This window comes from Parapedobacter composti (assembly GCF_900112315.1).
Lineage (GTDB): Bacteria > Bacteroidota > Bacteroidia > Sphingobacteriales > Sphingobacteriaceae > Parapedobacter > Parapedobacter composti.
This window is the reverse complement of record NZ_FOLL01000007.1, coordinates 132,230-148,874: the sequence shown is the minus strand read 5'-3', so window position 1 is coordinate 148,874 and position 16,645 is coordinate 132,230. Positions and strand designations below refer to the sequence as shown.

The following is a 16,645-nucleotide window of genomic DNA, read 5'->3' as shown; positions in this document are numbered from 1 at the left end:
TATTTTTGTATATCTGCTTTTAGGCAGATATTGGGTGACTTTGATTACGCCAGCGGCGCACCACGAATCCCGCCTGCGGGCGGCAGGTCACAATTGCATAAGCAGCTAATTTTGCCTAAGTTTGCCCAAAATTTTGGGTAATGACAAGCAGGGAAATCCGCGAAGCTTTTTTAACTTTCTTCAAAAATAAAGGTCACCAGATTGTACCGTCGGCTCCGGTAGTGGTCAAGAACGACCCCACATTGATGTTTACCAATGCAGGGATGAATCAGTTCAAAGATATTTTCCTGGGCGAGGCACGAGCGCAATACCCCCGAGTGGCAGATACCCAGCGCTGCCTGCGGGTATCGGGTAAGCATAACGATTTGGATGAGGTAGGGATAGATACCTACCACCATACCTTGTTTGAGATGCTGGGCAACTGGAGCTTCGGTGATTATTTCAAGAAGGACGCCATCGCCTGGGCGTGGGAACTGCTCACCGAGGTGTACCAGTTGGACAAGGACCGGCTTTATGTGACCATCTTTGAAGGAGACGAAACAGATGGACTGCCCAGGGACGAAGAAGCATATGGCTTCTGGAAAACATTTGTTGCCGAAGATCGCATCCTGCTGGGCAATAAGAAGGATAATTTCTGGGAAATGGGAGATACCGGGCCCTGCGGACCCTGTTCGGAAATCCATGTGGACTGCCGGCCGGAAGAAGAGCGGAAGGCGGTAGACGGAAAAAACCTCGTGAATGCCGACCATCCGCAGGTCATTGAAATCTGGAACCTCGTTTTCATGCAATTCAACCGGCAGAAAGACGGCTCGTTGAAGCCGTTGCCCGCTCAGCATGTTGATACGGGCATGGGGTTTGAACGGTTGGTGCGGGTTATCCAGGGCAAGACGTCCAATTACGATACCGATGTGTTCCAACCAATGATCGGTTACATCGCTCAGCGGGCTGGCACACCGTACGGCAGCAACGAGCAAACCGATATCGCCATGCGGGTATTGGCCGATCACATCCGGGCCATCAGCTTCGCCATTGCCGATGGCCAGTTGCCGTCTAACAATAAAGCGGGATATGTTATCCGCCGTATCCTGCGCCGCGCGGCGCGGTACGCGTATACCTTCCTGGGCTTTAAGGAGCCGTTCCTGCACGAGCTGGTGCCCTTGTTGGCCAAGCAATTTGAAGGGGTGTTTGATGAACTGATCGCGCAGCAGGACTTCGTACAGAAAGTGGTGCTGGAAGAGGAGCAGTCTTTCCTGCGTACACTGGTTACAGGGGTGCAGCGCTTCGAGAGCTATACCGCAGAAAACCGGACCGTAGCGGGCGATTTCGCGTTTGAGCTTTACGATACATTTGGCTTTCCGATAGATTTGACCGAGCTGCTCGCCCGGGAGAAAGGGTTGCACGTAGACATGGCCGGGTTCCACGAGGCATTGGAAGTGCAGAAAAACCGTTCCCGGGCCGCTACAGCGGTCGATACCGGAGACTGGGTGGTGTTGCAAGACACCGAGCAAGTGGATTTCGTGGGATACGACCGGTTGGAATGTGCCACAGCGCTATTGAAATACCGCAAAGTAACCACCAAAGGCAAAGATCAGTACCAGCTGGTACTGTCGGTAACGCCGTTCTATGCCGAGGGCGGCGGCCAGGTGGGCGACACAGGGTGGCTGACCGATGCCGATACCGGGGAGTCGCTATCCATTATCGATACTAAGAAAGAAAATGGCCTGATTGTCCACTATACGCAAACCCTGCCCAGCACACCGCATGCGACCTTCCACGCCAAGGTAGATGCGGCGAAACGGCACGATGCCGAAAATAACCATTCGGCGACCCACCTGCTGCATGCGGCACTTAAGCAGGTGTTGGGCAGCCATGTAAACCAGAAGGGATCGCTGGTAAACCAGGATTACCTGCGGTTCGATTTTTCGCATTTTGCCAAATTGGCCGATGAAGAATTGCAGGAAATAGAACGGCTGGTGAATGCTAAGATCCGGGCGAACATACCGTTGAAGGAAGAACGCCAGGTGCCGTATCAGCAAGCCATCGAGGCGGGAGTGACGGCCTTGTTTGGTGAGAAATACGGCGATTACGTGCGTGTCGTTACCTTTGATGATGATTTCTCCAAGGAGCTGTGCGGCGGTACGCACGTGCGGGCCACGGGGCAGATCGGCTTTTTCAAGATCATTTCGGAAAGTGCTGTTGCCGCTGGCGTAAGACGGATTGAAGCCATTACCGGAGCGCGGGCGGAACAGTTTATTCACGACCAGGTGGTTGCCGTTGAAAAAATCAAGGCGCTACTCAACAACCCCAAGGATGTGGTGCCGGCATTGGAGCGCTTGCTGGAAGAAAACAGCCTGCTGAAAAAGGAGGTGGAACGTGCCGTTGCCGATAAAGCACTCCGGCTGAAAGATGAACTGGCAGCGAAAGCGGTGCAGATCAACGGCGTTAACGTTATTACCGAGCGGGTAGCGCTGCCCAATGCCGACGCAATAAAAACCCTTGCATATGCGCTGAAAGGGCAGGTGGAAAACCTGTTTCTCGTATTAGGTGCTGAAATCAACGGAAAACCCAGTCTTACCGTGGCCATTGCAGAACACCTCGTCAACGAACGCGGTTGGAATGCCGGTGCGATTGTCCGTGAATTGGCCCGTGAAATCCAGGGGGGGGGCGGCGGACAACCCTTTTTCGCCACGGCGGGAGGCAAGGATGCGAGCGGCCTGGATCGTGCATTGGCCAAATCGAAGGAAATAGTAATTTCTTAATCCAAGGAAGATATGAGAACGCATACGCTAATCATCAGTGGAATCTTGCTCCTGCTGCTGGCCTGCGCGGACAACACAGGGTTTACGCTTGAAGGCCAATTGAGTAATACCGGAAACGTCCGTACCGCGGTGCTTTATGACGGCGACCGGAAACTCGATTCCGTTTTCCTGAATGAGCGGGGCGAGTTCCGTTTCCGCCGTACAGCCACTCACCCGCGGTTGCTCACCCTGGCTGCCGGAGAAAACCGGTACCACCTTGTCCTGCAACCGGGTGATCAGGTTGTGCTCCGGGCAGACCTTGCGCAAGAAAGTGATGATTATGAAGTGTCGGGGTCTCCATTATCAGTAAAAATTAAACAGGTAGCCGCAACGCTTGCTGAGAAACAGCGGTTTGAAGCGGAACTGGAAGAAGCGTTTGCTGCTGAGGCATCCGGATTGGACGACAAGGCGCTGATGGCGCTCCGCCAGGAGTATATCGCGAAATACCGCGCCGGAATACAGGGCTATACGGATAAGATAATCCTGTTTGCCCAGCAGCATGATGATCTTGCCGGATTTTATGCCATGAACACACTGGATCGCGAATCGGCAGAAGTAGAATTGATTGCTTATGCCGACCGTATAGCGGGCCGTTGGGATGATAATGCGCAGGTAAGGCAATTTCTTGCCGAAATGGCGCAGCTTAAACGCCTTGCTGTGGGGCAGCCCGCACCGGACTTCAGTTCGCTGACGCCGGACAACAAACCTGTAAAGCTATCGGATTTCAGGGGGAAATACACATTGGTGGACTTCTGGGCATCCTGGTGTGTGCCCTGCCGTCAGGAGAACCCGAATATCGTGAAGCAATACCAAGCGTATAAGGATAAGGGATTTACCGTATTGGGCGTGTCGCTTGACGGAAACCCCGGGGCGTGGATGCGCGCCATAAAGGACGATGGGCTGGAGTGGACGCAGGTTTCGGATTTGCAGCAATGGGGCAGCGAAGTGGTGGGGCTGTACCGGATACAGGCCATCCCGGCCTCGTACTTGTTGGACCCCGAAGGCATCATTATTGCCAAAAACCTGCGCGGCGATGAGCTCGGATCCTTTTTAAAGAAAACATTGGATTAGTGCTTATTTTATGTTAATGTAATGTGCTGTTTAATAATTTGTTAATATCAAATTAACCGTTATTTACCATTAAGTACATATTTTAGCAAAAAAAAACACCATGAGCACTGCAAAACAAAAAATATTGGTGGTAGATGATGAGCCTGATATCGTAGAACTTATTGCCTATAACCTTAAACGCGAGGGCTACCAGGTGCACACCGCATCAAACGGGCAAGAGGCGGTATCGACGGCAAAGAAAATCATGCCCGATTTGATCATCCTTGACGTGATGATGCCCAAAATGGACGGAATAGAAGCGTGCCGCATCATGCGGGCGATGCCGGAATTCAAAAGCACGTTCATGGTGTTCCTTACCGCACGTAGTGAAGAATATTCTGAAATAGCAGGCTTCAACGTTGGAGCAGATGACTATATCGCTAAACCCATCAAGCCCCGTGCGCTGTTAAGTCGCATCAACGCGATTCTGCGCCGTAATGCACACAGTGAAGAATTGCCCAATGAAAAATTGGAAATTGCCGATTTAGTGATTGACAGGGAGGCTTTCCTGGTGTTCAAGGACGGCGAAAAAATCGTGCTGGCCAAGAAAGAATTTGAGTTGCTTTACTTACTCGCTTCCAAACCTGGGAAGGTGTATACCCGTGAGGTTATCCTCAAAAACATCTGGGAAGATTCGGTGGTGGTAACTAACCGGACCATCGACGTACATATCCGCAAGCTGCGTGAAAAAATCGGTGAAAACTACGTTTCCACGGTAAAGGGTGTCGGATACAAATTCGAGGCTTAACCACTTCTCGCCGGCTACGGCAGGTTGAACGCTCCGTAAACGGCTTTGTCGAGGGGACAATCGTACATCCGTGCGGCGTGATTCGCTTCGTCCACGAGCCTGCCGCTGTGGATAAGGTACTGGAGTTTCTTGATATCGTATGCGAAAACCCGATCCTGATCGGTGAACGGAACTTCAGAACGCACCAGTGCATGGCAGGCTTCCAGTACGGCCGATGACTTCAGCGGTCGACGGAAATCGATGGCTTGGGCGGCGTACAGCAATTCGATGGCGAGGATGTATTCCAGGTTATCAATCACTTGGATTAATTTCCGGCCACTGATGGATCCCATGGATACGTGGTCTTCCTGACCCAGCGAAGTTGGTATGCTATCGGCGCTGGCAGGGAAACAAAGGGTTTTGTTTTCCGATGCGAGGGCCGCCGTGGTATACTGGGGGATCATAAATCCGGAGTTCAGTCCCGCATCCTGGATGAGTAACTTGGGCAACCCGTACCTGCCTTCGATAATGAGGTAACTCCGCCTGTCGGAAATATTGCCTATTTCTGCTGCGGCCACCGTGGCGTAGTCCAGTGCCATAGCCAACGGCTGGCCATGGAAATTACCACCGCTGATGGTGTCATGCGGTCCCAGCAGAATCGGATTGTCGGTCACTGCGTTGATTTCAATTTCGGTAAGTTCTTTCAGGTGCAGCCAAGCCGTGCGCGATGCACCGTGCACCTGCGGCATGCAGCGCAGGGAGTATGGATCCTGCACACGCCCGCAATCGGGATGGGAGTTGGCAATTTCCGATGTATGGAGCAGCTCCCAGAGACGGTGGGCAACCAACTGGTTGCCGGGGAAGGGGCGGATATGGTGCAGGCGCGGGTCAAACGGCTGATATGAACCCATCAAGCCTTCAAGCGACATGGCGCCGATGATGTCTGCGGCTTCCAATGCGTTGTGCAGACGGTACAGTGCATGTACGGCGTGGGCGGCAATGAATTGCGTGCCGTTAATCAGCGCCAAGCCTTCTTTGGGCCCTAATTGCAGCGGCGGCATGCCCAGTGCTTGCAGGGCATCTGCAGCGGGTACGGTTTCGCCTTTGTAATAAACCTCGCCATGGCCTATCAGCGGAAGAAAAAGGTGCGAAAGCGGTGCCAGATCGCCCGAAGCACCCACAGATCCCTGCTGCGGGACAACCGGGATGATGTCTTGCTCGGCCATCCAGATGATCCGTTCCAGCGTGCGCAACCGTATGCCGGAATAGCCCTGCGCCAGTGCTTGGGCCTTAATAATCATCATTGTTTTGGCGATAGCGGGCGGAATAGGGCTGCCTACGCCAACCGCATGGCTTTTCAGGAGATTATGCTGCAGGTTCGCCGTGTCATCTGCCGAGATGCGTGTGTCGCAGAGCGGCCCGAACCCGGTGTTGATGCCATATACCGCATCGCTGTGATTGGCGATATCCGCTACCCATTTTGCCGACTGGTCTATGTTATGGCGAGCTTTGGCTGTCAATGAACCGCTAAGTTTTCCCTGGGTCAATGCCATGGCTGTGCCAATGGTAAGTCTGTCGGTGCCGTATCGAAAATTTTTCATCATTCCTGCATGTATTATGAAGGTAGCTGTTACAATGTTCGGAAGTATTCGTTATATATCCAAATACCGGTTAGTTTTGTTTCATGTCAGGAATTTTCAGATTCAAGCAATTCAGCATAGACCAAACGGGATGCGCAATGAAAGTCAATACCGATGGCGTGTTGCTGGGCGCAATGGCAGCATTCGATAGCCCGTCCCACATCCTCGATATCGGTACCGGCACCGGTGTCATTGCGCTGATGTTGGCCCAGCGTTTTCCATCGGCTTTGGTGGATGCCTTGGAAATCGACGAGACAGCCGCAGAAATGGCCGCCCGGAATTTTGCCGGTTCGCCTTTTGCGCAACGGATGCGAAGCTGTCCTGTGCCATTGGACGCGTTTGAGGCGACAGTATCTTATCACCTCATCGTTTCCAACCCACCCTTTTTTATCCATTCGCTGAAAAGCCACGATGTAAGGAAACAGGTGGCACGGCACGCGGACACCGGGTTTTTCGACGGATTGCTGGAGCGGGCGGCCAAGTGGCTGGCTCCCCGGGGAAGTTTGCAACTGGTGCTTCCTGTGGCGCTGGCTGCTTGGGTTGAAAACCGGGCAACAGGCACGTATGGTATGACGGTGCAATGGCAGACGGATATCCGGTCTTTTAGCGCTCAACCACCTATCCGGCGGATACTGGCCATCGGAAAGGCCCCTCTTGACGACGTGGCTGGTGAAATGCATCGTGATTTGGTGATATATGAACACCGTGGCGTTTACAGCCAAAATTACCGTGAATTGCTGAAGGACTTTTTCCTGGCATTTTAAGAATCCCTATATTCGCTGTTGAATGACCAGGATAGGATTGCTTTCAGATACCCATGGCTACCTCGATGAAGCCATATTCAGACATTTTGAGCAGTGTGATGAAATATGGCATGCCGGCGATTTCGGGACCATCGCCGTGGCAGATGCCTTAGCGGCGTTTAGACCGTTGAAAGGAGTTTTTGGCAACATTGACGGGAAGGATATCCGGGCATTATATCCCGAACACCTGCGCTTCCGTTGCGAAGGCGTGGATGTGTGGATGACACACATCGGCGGTTATCCCGGACGGTACCATCCCGGTATCAGGGAGGAAATCCGGCAGCATCCCCCTAAGCTTTTTATCTGCGGACATTCCCATATACTCAAGGTGATGTATGACCAAAAGTTACAATGCCTGCACCTGAACCCGGGTGCGGCGGGAAAACAGGGATGGCACAAGGTTCGAACACTTTTACGATTTAGCATAGACGATAACCGCATTGAAGGTATGGAAGCTATAGAACTGTCGGTTCGATAATAGCAGGTTTACACTAAGATTTTTTAAAATCCTTGTTTTAGACTGGCAATCTGTGTTATTTTGCGATGGTTGAATTGAAAAAAATACACTAACTAAATTCTGCTCTATGACAAAAGTGACTACGCTGGGCCAGTTTATTATCGAGAAGCAAGCCGATTTTCCCTATGCAAAGGGTGAGTTGTCGAGACTGCTGCGTGATATTGGTATTGCTGCGAAAATTGTAAACCGTGAAGTTAACAAAGCTGGGCTGGTGGATATCCTTGGCGATAACGGCACCACCAACGTACAGGGCGAGGGACAGAAGAAACTGGATGTCTATGCGGATGAGCAGTTTATTTCCGCTTTGCGCAGTGGTGGCGAATGCTGTGTGGTGGCATCGGAAGAGCATGACGATTGCATTTCCATTCACTCGGAAATATCCCGGAATGCCAAATACATTGTCTGTATTGATCCGTTGGACGGTTCTTCAAATATCGATGTCAACGTATCGGTAGGCACCATCTTTTCAATCTATCGCCGCACGGCGACAGAAGGCGCTGTGAAACCGGACGAAATTCTGCAGAAAGGCATCTGCCAGGTTGCAGCTGGCTATGTGATATACGGTTCATCTACCATGTTGGTATATACCACCGGACGGGGGGTCAATGGTTTCACGCTCGACCCGTCTATCGGCGAGTTCTGTCTTTCCCATCCCAATATGCAGATCCCGCGCAGCGGTACAATTTACTCGATCAATGAAGGCAATTACATCGAATTTCCGCAGGGGGTGAAAAACTACATAAAATACTGCCAGGTAGAAGACCGGGCAACCATGAGGCCGTTCACATCGCGTTATATCGGGTCAATGGTAGCAGATGTACACCGTAACTTGATTAAGGGCGGGGTTTTCCTGTACCCGACCACATCATCCCATCCGAACGGTAAGCTCAGACTGATGTATGAATGCAACCCGCTGGCGTTTATTATTGAGCAGGCGGGAGGCAAAGCAAGCGATGGCCAGCGACGCATACTGGATATCCAGCCGGAAGGTCTTCACCAGCGTACGCCTATTTTTATTGGCAGTACGGAGATGGTAGAGAAAGTGGAGGAGTTTATCCGGACTGCCGAGCCGCACCGCGTATCGGCAGGTGCTTAAAGGCTGTCGCGTACCTCAAGCAGGAACGCTTTTAAGCGCTGAAGGGAGTCGATGACGCGTTGGTGCTCGCGGGCTTCGTTCCGGTTATTCCGGAGGTATTCGCGCGCACCCTGAAGTGTATATCCCTTATCTTTCACCAGGTTAAAAATGATTTTCAGATTGGCAACATCGTCGGGTGTAAACATCCTGTTGCCTTTCTTATTCTTTTTTGGCTGGATGATGTCAAACTCCCGCTCGTAAAACCGTATTTGCGAAGCGTTTACGCCAAACATAGCGGTTACCTCACCCATGGTGTAATAGAGTTTGTTTATTTCGCGCTCTTTATAAGGCATATTGCAACAATGGAATGCGTTGTTCTAAAGCAAATATACAACACAGTTGGATTATTCTGTAATCTAAACCGAATTTACTCAGTCAAACGACTGGTTTTCCTGCGAAGCAGCTTCCAGTATGGCCGAATATTCGGCCGGCGTGAGGTCATTATAAATAAAATTAATGGGGTTTACGGGTTGGTCGTTTTTATGCACCTCGTAGTGCAGGTGTGGGCCGGTTGAGGTTCCGGTATTGCCCACATAGCCAATAAGGTCGCCCCGTTTTACCCGCTGGCCCTCCTTAACGGTAAACCGGCTCATATGGCCATACAGGGTTTTGTAACTATAGCCATGGTCAATGATTACGCGGCGTCCGTAGCCGCCGTCCGCGCCGGCTGCTGCTACCCGGCCGTTTCCTGTCGCATAGATGGGGGTGCCCACGGGCGCGGTGAAGTCTATGCCTGCATGCATTTTCCGGATTTTATATACGGGATGTATCCGTATGCCGAATCCGGAAATCCCGCCCCGTATTTTGCGGCTATCCACTGGCTGAATAGCCGGTATGCAGGCCATCATTTCCGCTTTGGATTTGGCCATTGCCGTAAGTTCGTCATACGATTTGGATTGCACGTATAATGCCTTGGACAGGTAGTCGAGTTTCTTGGCCGTTTCAATCATCAGATCCGAATGTCGGAAATGCTCCAGGTTTTTGTAGCGGTTAACACCTCCGAAACCGGCTTTGCGGATATCCGGATCGATGGGATCAGCCTCAAAGATAACCCGGTAGATGTTGTCGTCCCGATGTTGCATGTTTTCCAGCGCGGCATCCATCTGTTTGAGCCGTTCTTTCATGATGTTGTACTGTAGTGCCATCTGGTTGACCTCGCGCTGGAGTTGCTTCTCTTTGGGGGAATCGATGAAGGTGAAGCCTACGTAAAGCAGAAAAAGGGCACAGGCAAAGGAACTGGTAAGGAAACCGAGGGCTCGTAACGCCCAGGTTTTTGTGCTTGTTTTTACCCGCTCGTATTTTAAAGTATGTGAATTGTAATGGTACTTCGTTTTAGCCATCCGTATTTTTTCGATACCTGCCGGTGAAGGCAGAAGAGGTCCGGCACAAAACTAATCAGTTAGCCTACGCAAATATGTGAAAAAATGTTAAAACTCAAACAAAAGTTGTTAATTCACCATTTTCAGGAACAGCGCAATCTTCTGTTTAAGCTGGCGGCGGTCTACGATGAAATCGAGGAATCCGTGCTCCAGCAAAAACTCCGACGTTTGGAAGCCTTTAGGCAGATCTTTTTTTATGGTTTCTTTGATGACGCGAGGCCCCGCGAAACCTATCAGTGCCCCGGGTTCTGCGATGTTGATGTCGCCTAACATGGCATAGGAAGCCGTTACACCGCCCGTGGTGGGATCCGTCAGCAAACAGATATACGGAATTTTCGCTTCGGCCAACAAGGCAAGCTTCGCAGACGTCTTGGCCATCTGCATCAATGAAAAGGCAGCTTCCATCATACGCGCGCCTCCAGATTTGGATATCAGCATAAACGGGATACGCTTTGCCAGGCAATAATCGATTGAACGGGCAATCTTTTCGCCGACCACGGATCCCATGGAGCCTCCAATGAAGGTGAAGTCCATACAGGCGACGACGATATCCTGCCCTTCGGTTTTGCCGTGTGCACAGCGGATGGCATCATTCAATCCGGTTTTGGCATAACTTTCTTCCAGCCTTTCCGTATATTTTTTGGTGTCTTCAAAGTTAAGCGGGTCGCCAGAACGGAGGTTGGCGAACAGCTCGGTGAATTGGTTGTCGTCAAAAAGTATGGAAAAGTAAGCGGCAGATCCGATGCGCAGGTGATACCCGCAGTAGTGGCATACATATTTGTTTTCTATCTGCTCGATATTCAGCAACGGCTTTTTACAGGAAGGGCATTTGTTCCACAGGCCATCGGGCGCTTCCTTCTTATGTTCCGTGGCCGTGCTTATCCCGGCCTTTTCACGTCTAAACCAACTCATTCAAATCGAAAATTATGGGATGCAAACTTAGGCAAAGTTGAGGGTATATGCAAAACAAAAAATGGGCAAGCTCCTTTTATCGCACCGCTACAACCCGATACCCTTGCTGTGTTCCCACCCTGGGGGATTCTCGAGGAGCTGGTCGTAAAAGACTTACCCACGGCAAAGGTACGGAAAAAGGCAATACCGTGCAATAAAAATTAACTTATTATACGGTATACCTTGCCGGGCAAGGCAGTGATAACCCCTTTCATTTCCATTTCAAGCAATGTGATGGCCAGTTTGCTTTGGGGCCATTGGAGTGTACTGGACAGGTCGTCTACACCTATTTTTCCGGCTTCTTGAATGATTTTGTATGCCTCTTGTTCCGCGTCGGTAAGGGTTGTTTGCAGTAATTGCGTTTGAGATACAGTCGGTTGCGATTGGGGTTCCCAGTTCATTAGGTATTCAACGTCTCTCGCGCCGGTAATCAGGTGTGCCCGGTTGGTTTTGATGAGGTAATTGCATCCGGCAGATGACGCCTGGCCTACATTGCCCGGGAAGGCACATACATCGCGGTTGTACGTATTTGCAATTTCTGCTGTAATCAATGCTCCGCCTTTGTGGGCCGCCTCGACAACGATGGTTACATCAGCCAATCCCGCGATAATCCGATTCCGCATCGGAAAGTTCTGCCTATCGGGTGTGGTGCCCGACGGAAACTCCGTGAGCAGGCCTCCGCATTCCAGCATCTTGGCCGCCATTCCGCGGTTGGCAGCCGGGTAAATGCGGTCGAGCCCATGACCTAATACACCTATTGTCGGTATATCATGCTCCAGTGCGGCCCGATGGGCACAACTGTCGATGCCGTAGGCCAAACCACTAACAATGACCGGACGGTATGGCTTAAGGTCGCCCACCAACGCCGTACAGATGGATTTGCCATAGGCCGTGGCATTACGGGTGCCTACGATACTGACGGTTGGCGAGGCGTTGAGGTCGGCTACTCCCTTATAATAAAGCAGGAGAGGAGCATCACTGCATTCCGCCAAACGCTTGGGGTAATCAGGGGTTCCCCACACGAGTGCCTGGATGCTGTGTTTCTCGATGAAGCTGAGCTCGTTTTCTGCCTCGTGCAACGCCCGGGCGTCCGTTATGGACTCCGCCAGCCGGGGGCCGATGCCCGGGATGGCCATAAGTTCGCGCGCCGGCGCCGTAAACACAGTTGCGGCATCGCCGAAATAATCAATCAGGTGCCGTCCGATCACCGGGCCGATACCTCTGACTTTGGTTAATGCAATGTAATGCAGCAGGTTCATCTGGATAGGCGAATATACAAAATTGTTCAATTGAAATAATCATTCGGCAGCCGAATGTCCAGAACCTATCCGGCCGTTGGCGGAAATCATGTTTAATGCCGATGCACGCATTAAGTAAATAGCCGTTTTTGCCAGGCTCCGTCCGGGCGATTAAACCGGTACGTAAACCACAGATTTCGTTTCAAAAAACGCTTCTTTGAAGTAGTCCGAAAGCGGATATATATCCGCAGGCAACCGGGCTTCCCGTATTTCTTCCCCCAAATCACCGCCTTTAAGGTAGAGGATTCCGTTGGGAATGGCGTTTTTGGTTTTCCGTGAAATTTTATTCGCCACCCAGGGATAAAATTCAGCCAGGCGGGTAACCGCCCGCGACACCACGAAATCGTACTTTTCGTCCAGTTGTTCTGCACGTATGTGGTATGCGGATACGTTTTCCAGTTCCAGTGCTGCGGAGACTTCCCGCACCACTTTGATTTTTTTTCCGATGGAATCAACCAAGTCAAAATGCACGTCGGGGAACAGTATGGCCAGGGGGATGCCGGGGAAACCGCCGCCGGTGCCTACATCAAGGATACGTGTGCCCGGCGTGAAGTTGGTGAATTTGGCGATGCCCAGTGAATGGAGCACATGATGAAGGTACAGGCTGCTGATATCTTTACGGGAAATGACATTAATCTGCGCATTCCAGTGCGGATACAGTTCGCCTAATTGGCCGAACTGTTCCCGTTGCTTTGCCGAAAGCCTGGGAAAGTAGCGATAAACGATATCTACCGAGGGATCAAGCGTTACTTCCATGTGACGTCTTTCTTAAACAGTGCGAAGAAACCGTTGATGCAGATATAGCCATAATAAACCGGATCAAGGATCGGCAACGCCCAGATAAGCCCTTGGGTCTGGAGTTTCTTCATGATCGGGTAATAGACAACAAGCTGGACGAGCAGCCGCAGCAGGTAAGCACCCAACACCATGTACCAGTAAGACGGATACAGGACTACCGTAATGAGCGCAACCGCGTAAAAAAGTATGGCGCTGATGAGTTGTGTGGCCAGCATCCGCCGATGGGCGGGCTTATAAGCTTTTGATGCACCGGCATGCCGGGTTTTTTGGCTTGCATAGGCCGCGAATGCAGTTTTGGGCTCGCTCCATACATGGGCGTCAGGGTGAATGCAGATAGCCGTATTATGCGGTGTAGCGTTCTGGTTCACAAAAAGGTCGTCATCCCCCGAAGGGATGTGCATGTGTGCCGCGAAGCCCTTGCCACGGAAAAACAGGCTTTTTGTGTAGGCAATATTGCGGCCGACCCCCATATAAGGGTTCCCTTTGAGTGCATAGGAAAGGTAACTCATGGCGGTGTGGAACGTTTCAAAGCGGATAAGGGCATTCAGGAATCCGCGTTTTTTCAAGTAGGGCGAATACCCAAGCACAATTTCCTCACCACCGCTGAAAGCGGCGGCCATTTGCCGGAGCCATTGGTCGGATTGCGGGAAACAGTCGGCATCTGTAAATACCAAATGTTCATGCCGGGCAGCTTTGATACCCAGGGTGAGCGCAAACTTTTTGCCATGCTTGAGGCGGACGTGTTCAGCAATTTCTACCGTTTTCAGGTGGCTGTATTGCTGGCTCCAATCCTTAAGTAACCACTTGGTATCATCTTCCGAGAAGTCGTTCACCAGAATCACTTCAAACTCCGGGTAATCCTGGTCGAGTATTTTCGGAAGGTTTTTTCGTAAGTTTTCTTCTTCGTTGCGTGCGCAAATAATCACGGATAGGGGTGGGTTGGCCGTTTTTTCTGGTGTCTGCGGAACGGTGTAGGCCGCCAGTTTCCGGTAAACTCCCAGCAGGTAGTATAATTGGATGACCAGGAACAGGCCGCACCCTCCCAACAGAAGAAAGAAACCGATTCCGGCTACTTGGCTGAATATCTCCATACGTGCGGCAAAGATAACGATTTACATTTCTGTTATTGTATGCGTTCGAAAATGCGAAGCATTTTGTCTAAGTTTGCGCAACGCAAACGGAATGAAATTTACCCTTCAGGCAACAGATAAGCATACGCAGGCACGCGCGGGCATTATGGAAACAGCCCATGGCACCATTGAAACCCCTATTTTTATGCCCGTAGGTACGGCGGGCACGGTGAAGGCTGTGCACCAGCATGAACTTGCGGACGATATAAAAGCCCAGATCATATTGGGCAATACGTACCACCTTTACCTGCGGCCGGGACTGGACGTGCTGCAGCGTGCAGGAGGGCTCCACCGATTTAACGGATGGCAGAAGCCTATCCTGACAGACAGTGGGGGGTATCAGGTGTATTCGCTTACCGAAGTGCGCAAAATACGCGAAGAAGGTGTCACGTTCCGTTCCCATATTGATGGGTCCAAACACCTTTTTACGCCGGAAAACGTGATGGATACCCAGCGTGTGATCGGCGCCGACATCGTGATGGCTTTTGACGAATGTACCCCTTACCCCTGTGATTATCAGTATGCAAGGCGGTCGCTCGACATGACGCACCGTTGGCTTAAGCGCTGTTGCGAACGGTTCGATGCCACTGAACCGTTATATGGTTATGAACAAACCCTTTTTCCCATCGTCCAGGGTTCGGTATACCGCGACCTGCGGGAAAAGTCGGCCGAAACCATTGCCGCCTTCGGCCGCGAGGGAAATGCTATCGGCGGGCTTTCCGTGGGGGAGCCGGCGGAAGAGATGTACGCCATGACTGAAGTGGTATGCCGTATACTTCCGGCAGAAAAGCCACGTTATCTGATGGGAGTGGGTACGCCGGTCAATATCCTGGAGAATATTGCACTGGGTATTGATATGTTTGATTGCGTGATGCCCACCCGCAATGCACGCAATGGAATGCTATTTACCCGGCAAGGCATCATTAACATCAAAAATAAAAAGTGGGAAACTGATTTTTCACCGCTGGATGCCGAGAGTGATTTACTGGCCGATAGGGTATACAGTAAGGCTTACCTAAGGCATCTGATTCGTTCGCAGGAGATCTTGGGTGCACAGATAGCATCGTTGCATAACCTGCATTTTTACCTGTGGCTGGTAGGGGAGGCCCGTGCCCATATTGTGGCGGGGGATTTCCATGAATGGAAAAGCAAGATGGTAAAGCAATTGGATGAAAGGCTTTGACAGATGAAGGAGTGGTTGCAGTCGTCGTTTAAGATTATTGATAGGTATGTCATCCAGAAATACCTCAGCACGTTTGTGTTTACCATGGGGATATTCACGGTGGTAGCGGTGGTGTTCGATGTGTCGGAACGGCTGGATGACTTTCTCAAATACAAAGCCCCGCTTTCAAAAATTGTCTTTGAATATTACGCGGGGTTCGTTCCGTTCTATCTGAACATGTTGTCGCCGTTGATCAATTTCATCGCGGTTATTTTCTTCACCGCCAAGATGGCGGACCAGACGGAGATTGTCCCTATCCTGAGCGGGGGGATGAGCTTTAACCGCTTTATAAGGCCTTACATGGTTGCGGCCACCATTATTTTTGCGCTTAATTTCGTGTTCAGTGTATACATTATTCCGCGTACCAATAAATTAAAAGTCGGGTTTGAGCGCGTTTACGTGAAGCCTGTGGAGAACAATACCAAAAGTTCTACCCACATGCAGATTGATGACGACAGTTATGTGTATATCGATAATTTCGATAACAACCGGAAAGTAGGATATAATTTTGTGCTGGAAAAGTTCGATGGCAATGAGATGATTGAAAAGCTTATGGCTGATCGCATTGCATGGGATTCAGTGAAGAACCATTGGCGTATTGAAAATTACACCATCCGGAAGATAGATTCCTTGGACGAAGAAATGATCAAGGGGACGAGTATGGATACGTTGCTGGACATGACACCCCGTGATTTTGAGGTATACGACAATATTTTTACGGCCATGAACATGACCGAATTGAATGAGCGGATTGAGAAGGAGAAAATACGGGGTACGGGGATGATGACGGATTTGCTTCTGGAAAAATACAAGCGTTTTGTGACGCCCCTGGCGGCTTATGTGCTTACCCTGATGGGGGTAGCCCTGTCTTCCAAAAAAGTTCGGGGGGGTATCGGGTTGAGCTTGGGTATTGGCATCGGATTGAGCTTCACCTACATCGTGTTTATCCAATTTGCTACCATGTTTTCGCTAAAGGGCGGGCTGCCGCCCATCATCGCGGTGTTTATTCCCAACCTCATTTTCGGAGCGCTGGCTTTCTACCTGCTCCATAAGGCTCCCAAATAGCGGCAACCAACAAAAGGCTTGATAAGCTTCAATGCCGACCAAAACGATGGCCTTGGAGCTTATCAAGCGCCT

The 16,645-nt window shown here is 50.9% G+C and carries 15 protein-coding genes and 1 other RNA gene; 8 read left to right on the top strand and 8 right to left on the bottom strand.

The window, feature by feature from the left end; translation table 11 throughout:
• The first annotated feature begins 140 nt into the window (after positions 1-140).
• From alaS to BM030_RS09645, 3 genes are all read left to right on the top strand, one after another.
• Positions 141-2,759: an alanine--tRNA ligase gene (gene alaS / locus BM030_RS09655; RefSeq protein WP_090973384.1), complete on the top strand. Its 2,619-nt coding sequence runs from the start codon at positions 141-143 to the stop codon at positions 2,757-2,759.
• Between the two features lie 12 nt (positions 2,760-2,771).
• Complete coding sequence (locus BM030_RS09650) at positions 2,772-3,869, top strand: TlpA disulfide reductase family protein (RefSeq protein WP_090973383.1); 1,098 nt, start codon at positions 2,772-2,774, stop codon at positions 3,867-3,869.
• Between the two features lie 100 nt (positions 3,870-3,969).
• Entirely contained in the window at positions 3,970-4,656 is a 687-nt protein-coding gene (locus BM030_RS09645; protein WP_090973382.1) for a response regulator transcription factor, read from the top strand.
• 14 nt (positions 4,657-4,670) lie between these two features.
• Here BM030_RS09645 and hutH read toward each other — a convergent pair whose 3' ends face one another.
• Positions 4,671-6,239, bottom strand: coding sequence for a histidine ammonia-lyase (hutH, locus tag BM030_RS09640; RefSeq protein ID WP_090973381.1), 1,569 nt, complete (start codon positions 6,237-6,239; stop codon positions 4,671-4,673).
• A gap of 80 nt (positions 6,240-6,319) precedes the next feature.
• Between hutH and BM030_RS09635 the strand changes: the two genes are divergently transcribed.
• The 3 genes from BM030_RS09635 to fbp all read left to right on the top strand — a co-directional run bounded on the left by BM030_RS09635 (position 6,320) and on the right by fbp (position 8,691).
• Positions 6,320-7,039 (top strand): tRNA1(Val) (adenine(37)-N6)-methyltransferase, encoded by a 720-nt coding sequence (locus BM030_RS09635; RefSeq protein ID WP_090973380.1) that lies wholly within the window; start codon positions 6,320-6,322, stop codon positions 7,037-7,039.
• A gap of 22 nt (positions 7,040-7,061) precedes the next feature.
• Complete coding sequence (locus tag BM030_RS09630) at positions 7,062-7,556, top strand: metallophosphoesterase family protein (RefSeq protein WP_090973379.1); 495 nt, start codon at positions 7,062-7,064, stop codon at positions 7,554-7,556.
• A gap of 106 nt (positions 7,557-7,662) precedes the next feature.
• Complete coding sequence (fbp, locus tag BM030_RS09625; RefSeq protein WP_090973378.1) at positions 7,663-8,691, top strand: class 1 fructose-bisphosphatase; 1,029 nt, start codon at positions 7,663-7,665, stop codon at positions 8,689-8,691.
• Here fbp and BM030_RS09620 read toward each other — a convergent pair.
• The 7 genes from BM030_RS09620 to BM030_RS09590 form a co-directional block, all read right to left on the bottom strand.
• Positions 8,688-9,023 (bottom strand): MerR family transcriptional regulator, encoded by a 336-nt coding sequence (locus tag BM030_RS09620; protein ID WP_090973377.1) that lies wholly within the window; start codon positions 9,021-9,023, stop codon positions 8,688-8,690. The genes fbp and BM030_RS09620 overlap by 4 nt on opposite strands.
• Positions 9,024-9,101: 78 nt before the next feature.
• Positions 9,102-10,070 carry a M23 family metallopeptidase gene (locus tag BM030_RS09615; protein ID WP_090973376.1) on the bottom strand — a complete coding sequence of 323 codons (969 nt, stop codon included), beginning with the start codon at positions 10,068-10,070 and terminating at the stop codon, positions 9,102-9,104.
• A gap of 108 nt (positions 10,071-10,178) precedes the next feature.
• The gene (accD, locus tag BM030_RS09610) at positions 10,179-11,021 is read right to left on the bottom strand and encodes an acetyl-CoA carboxylase, carboxyltransferase subunit beta (RefSeq protein WP_090973375.1); all 843 of its coding nucleotides are present in this window, start codon (positions 11,019-11,021) and stop codon (positions 10,179-10,181) included.
• A 60-nt stretch (positions 11,022-11,081) separates the two neighbouring features.
• Positions 11,082-11,180, bottom strand: an RNA gene (ffs, locus tag BM030_RS09605) — signal recognition particle sRNA small type.
• A 41-nt stretch (positions 11,181-11,221) separates the two neighbouring features.
• A complete protein-coding gene (gene dprA, locus BM030_RS09600) occupies positions 11,222-12,349 on the bottom strand; it encodes a DNA-processing protein DprA (protein ID WP_317615106.1) in 1,128 nt (375 codons plus the stop codon).
• 120 nt (positions 12,350-12,469) lie between these two features.
• A complete protein-coding gene (rsmG, locus tag BM030_RS09595) occupies positions 12,470-13,114 on the bottom strand; it encodes a 16S rRNA (guanine(527)-N(7))-methyltransferase RsmG (protein WP_090973373.1) in 645 nt (214 codons plus the stop codon).
• The gene (locus BM030_RS09590) at positions 13,105-14,247 is read right to left on the bottom strand and encodes a glycosyltransferase (protein ID WP_090973372.1); all 1,143 of its coding nucleotides are present in this window, start codon (positions 14,245-14,247) and stop codon (positions 13,105-13,107) included. Before BM030_RS09590 ends, rsmG begins: the two co-directional genes overlap by 10 nt.
• A 91-nt stretch (positions 14,248-14,338) precedes the next feature.
• Here BM030_RS09590 and tgt point away from each other — a divergent pair, with 91 nt between their 5' ends.
• Both tgt and BM030_RS09580 read left to right on the top strand, forming a co-directional pair.
• Positions 14,339-15,469 (top strand): tRNA guanosine(34) transglycosylase Tgt, encoded by a 1,131-nt coding sequence (gene tgt / locus BM030_RS09585; protein WP_090973371.1) that lies wholly within the window; start codon positions 14,339-14,341, stop codon positions 15,467-15,469.
• 3 nt (positions 15,470-15,472) lie between these two features.
• The gene (locus BM030_RS09580) at positions 15,473-16,573 is read left to right on the top strand and encodes an LptF/LptG family permease (protein ID WP_090973370.1); all 1,101 of its coding nucleotides are present in this window, start codon (positions 15,473-15,475) and stop codon (positions 16,571-16,573) included.
• The last annotated feature ends 72 nt before the right edge of the window (positions 16,574-16,645 follow it).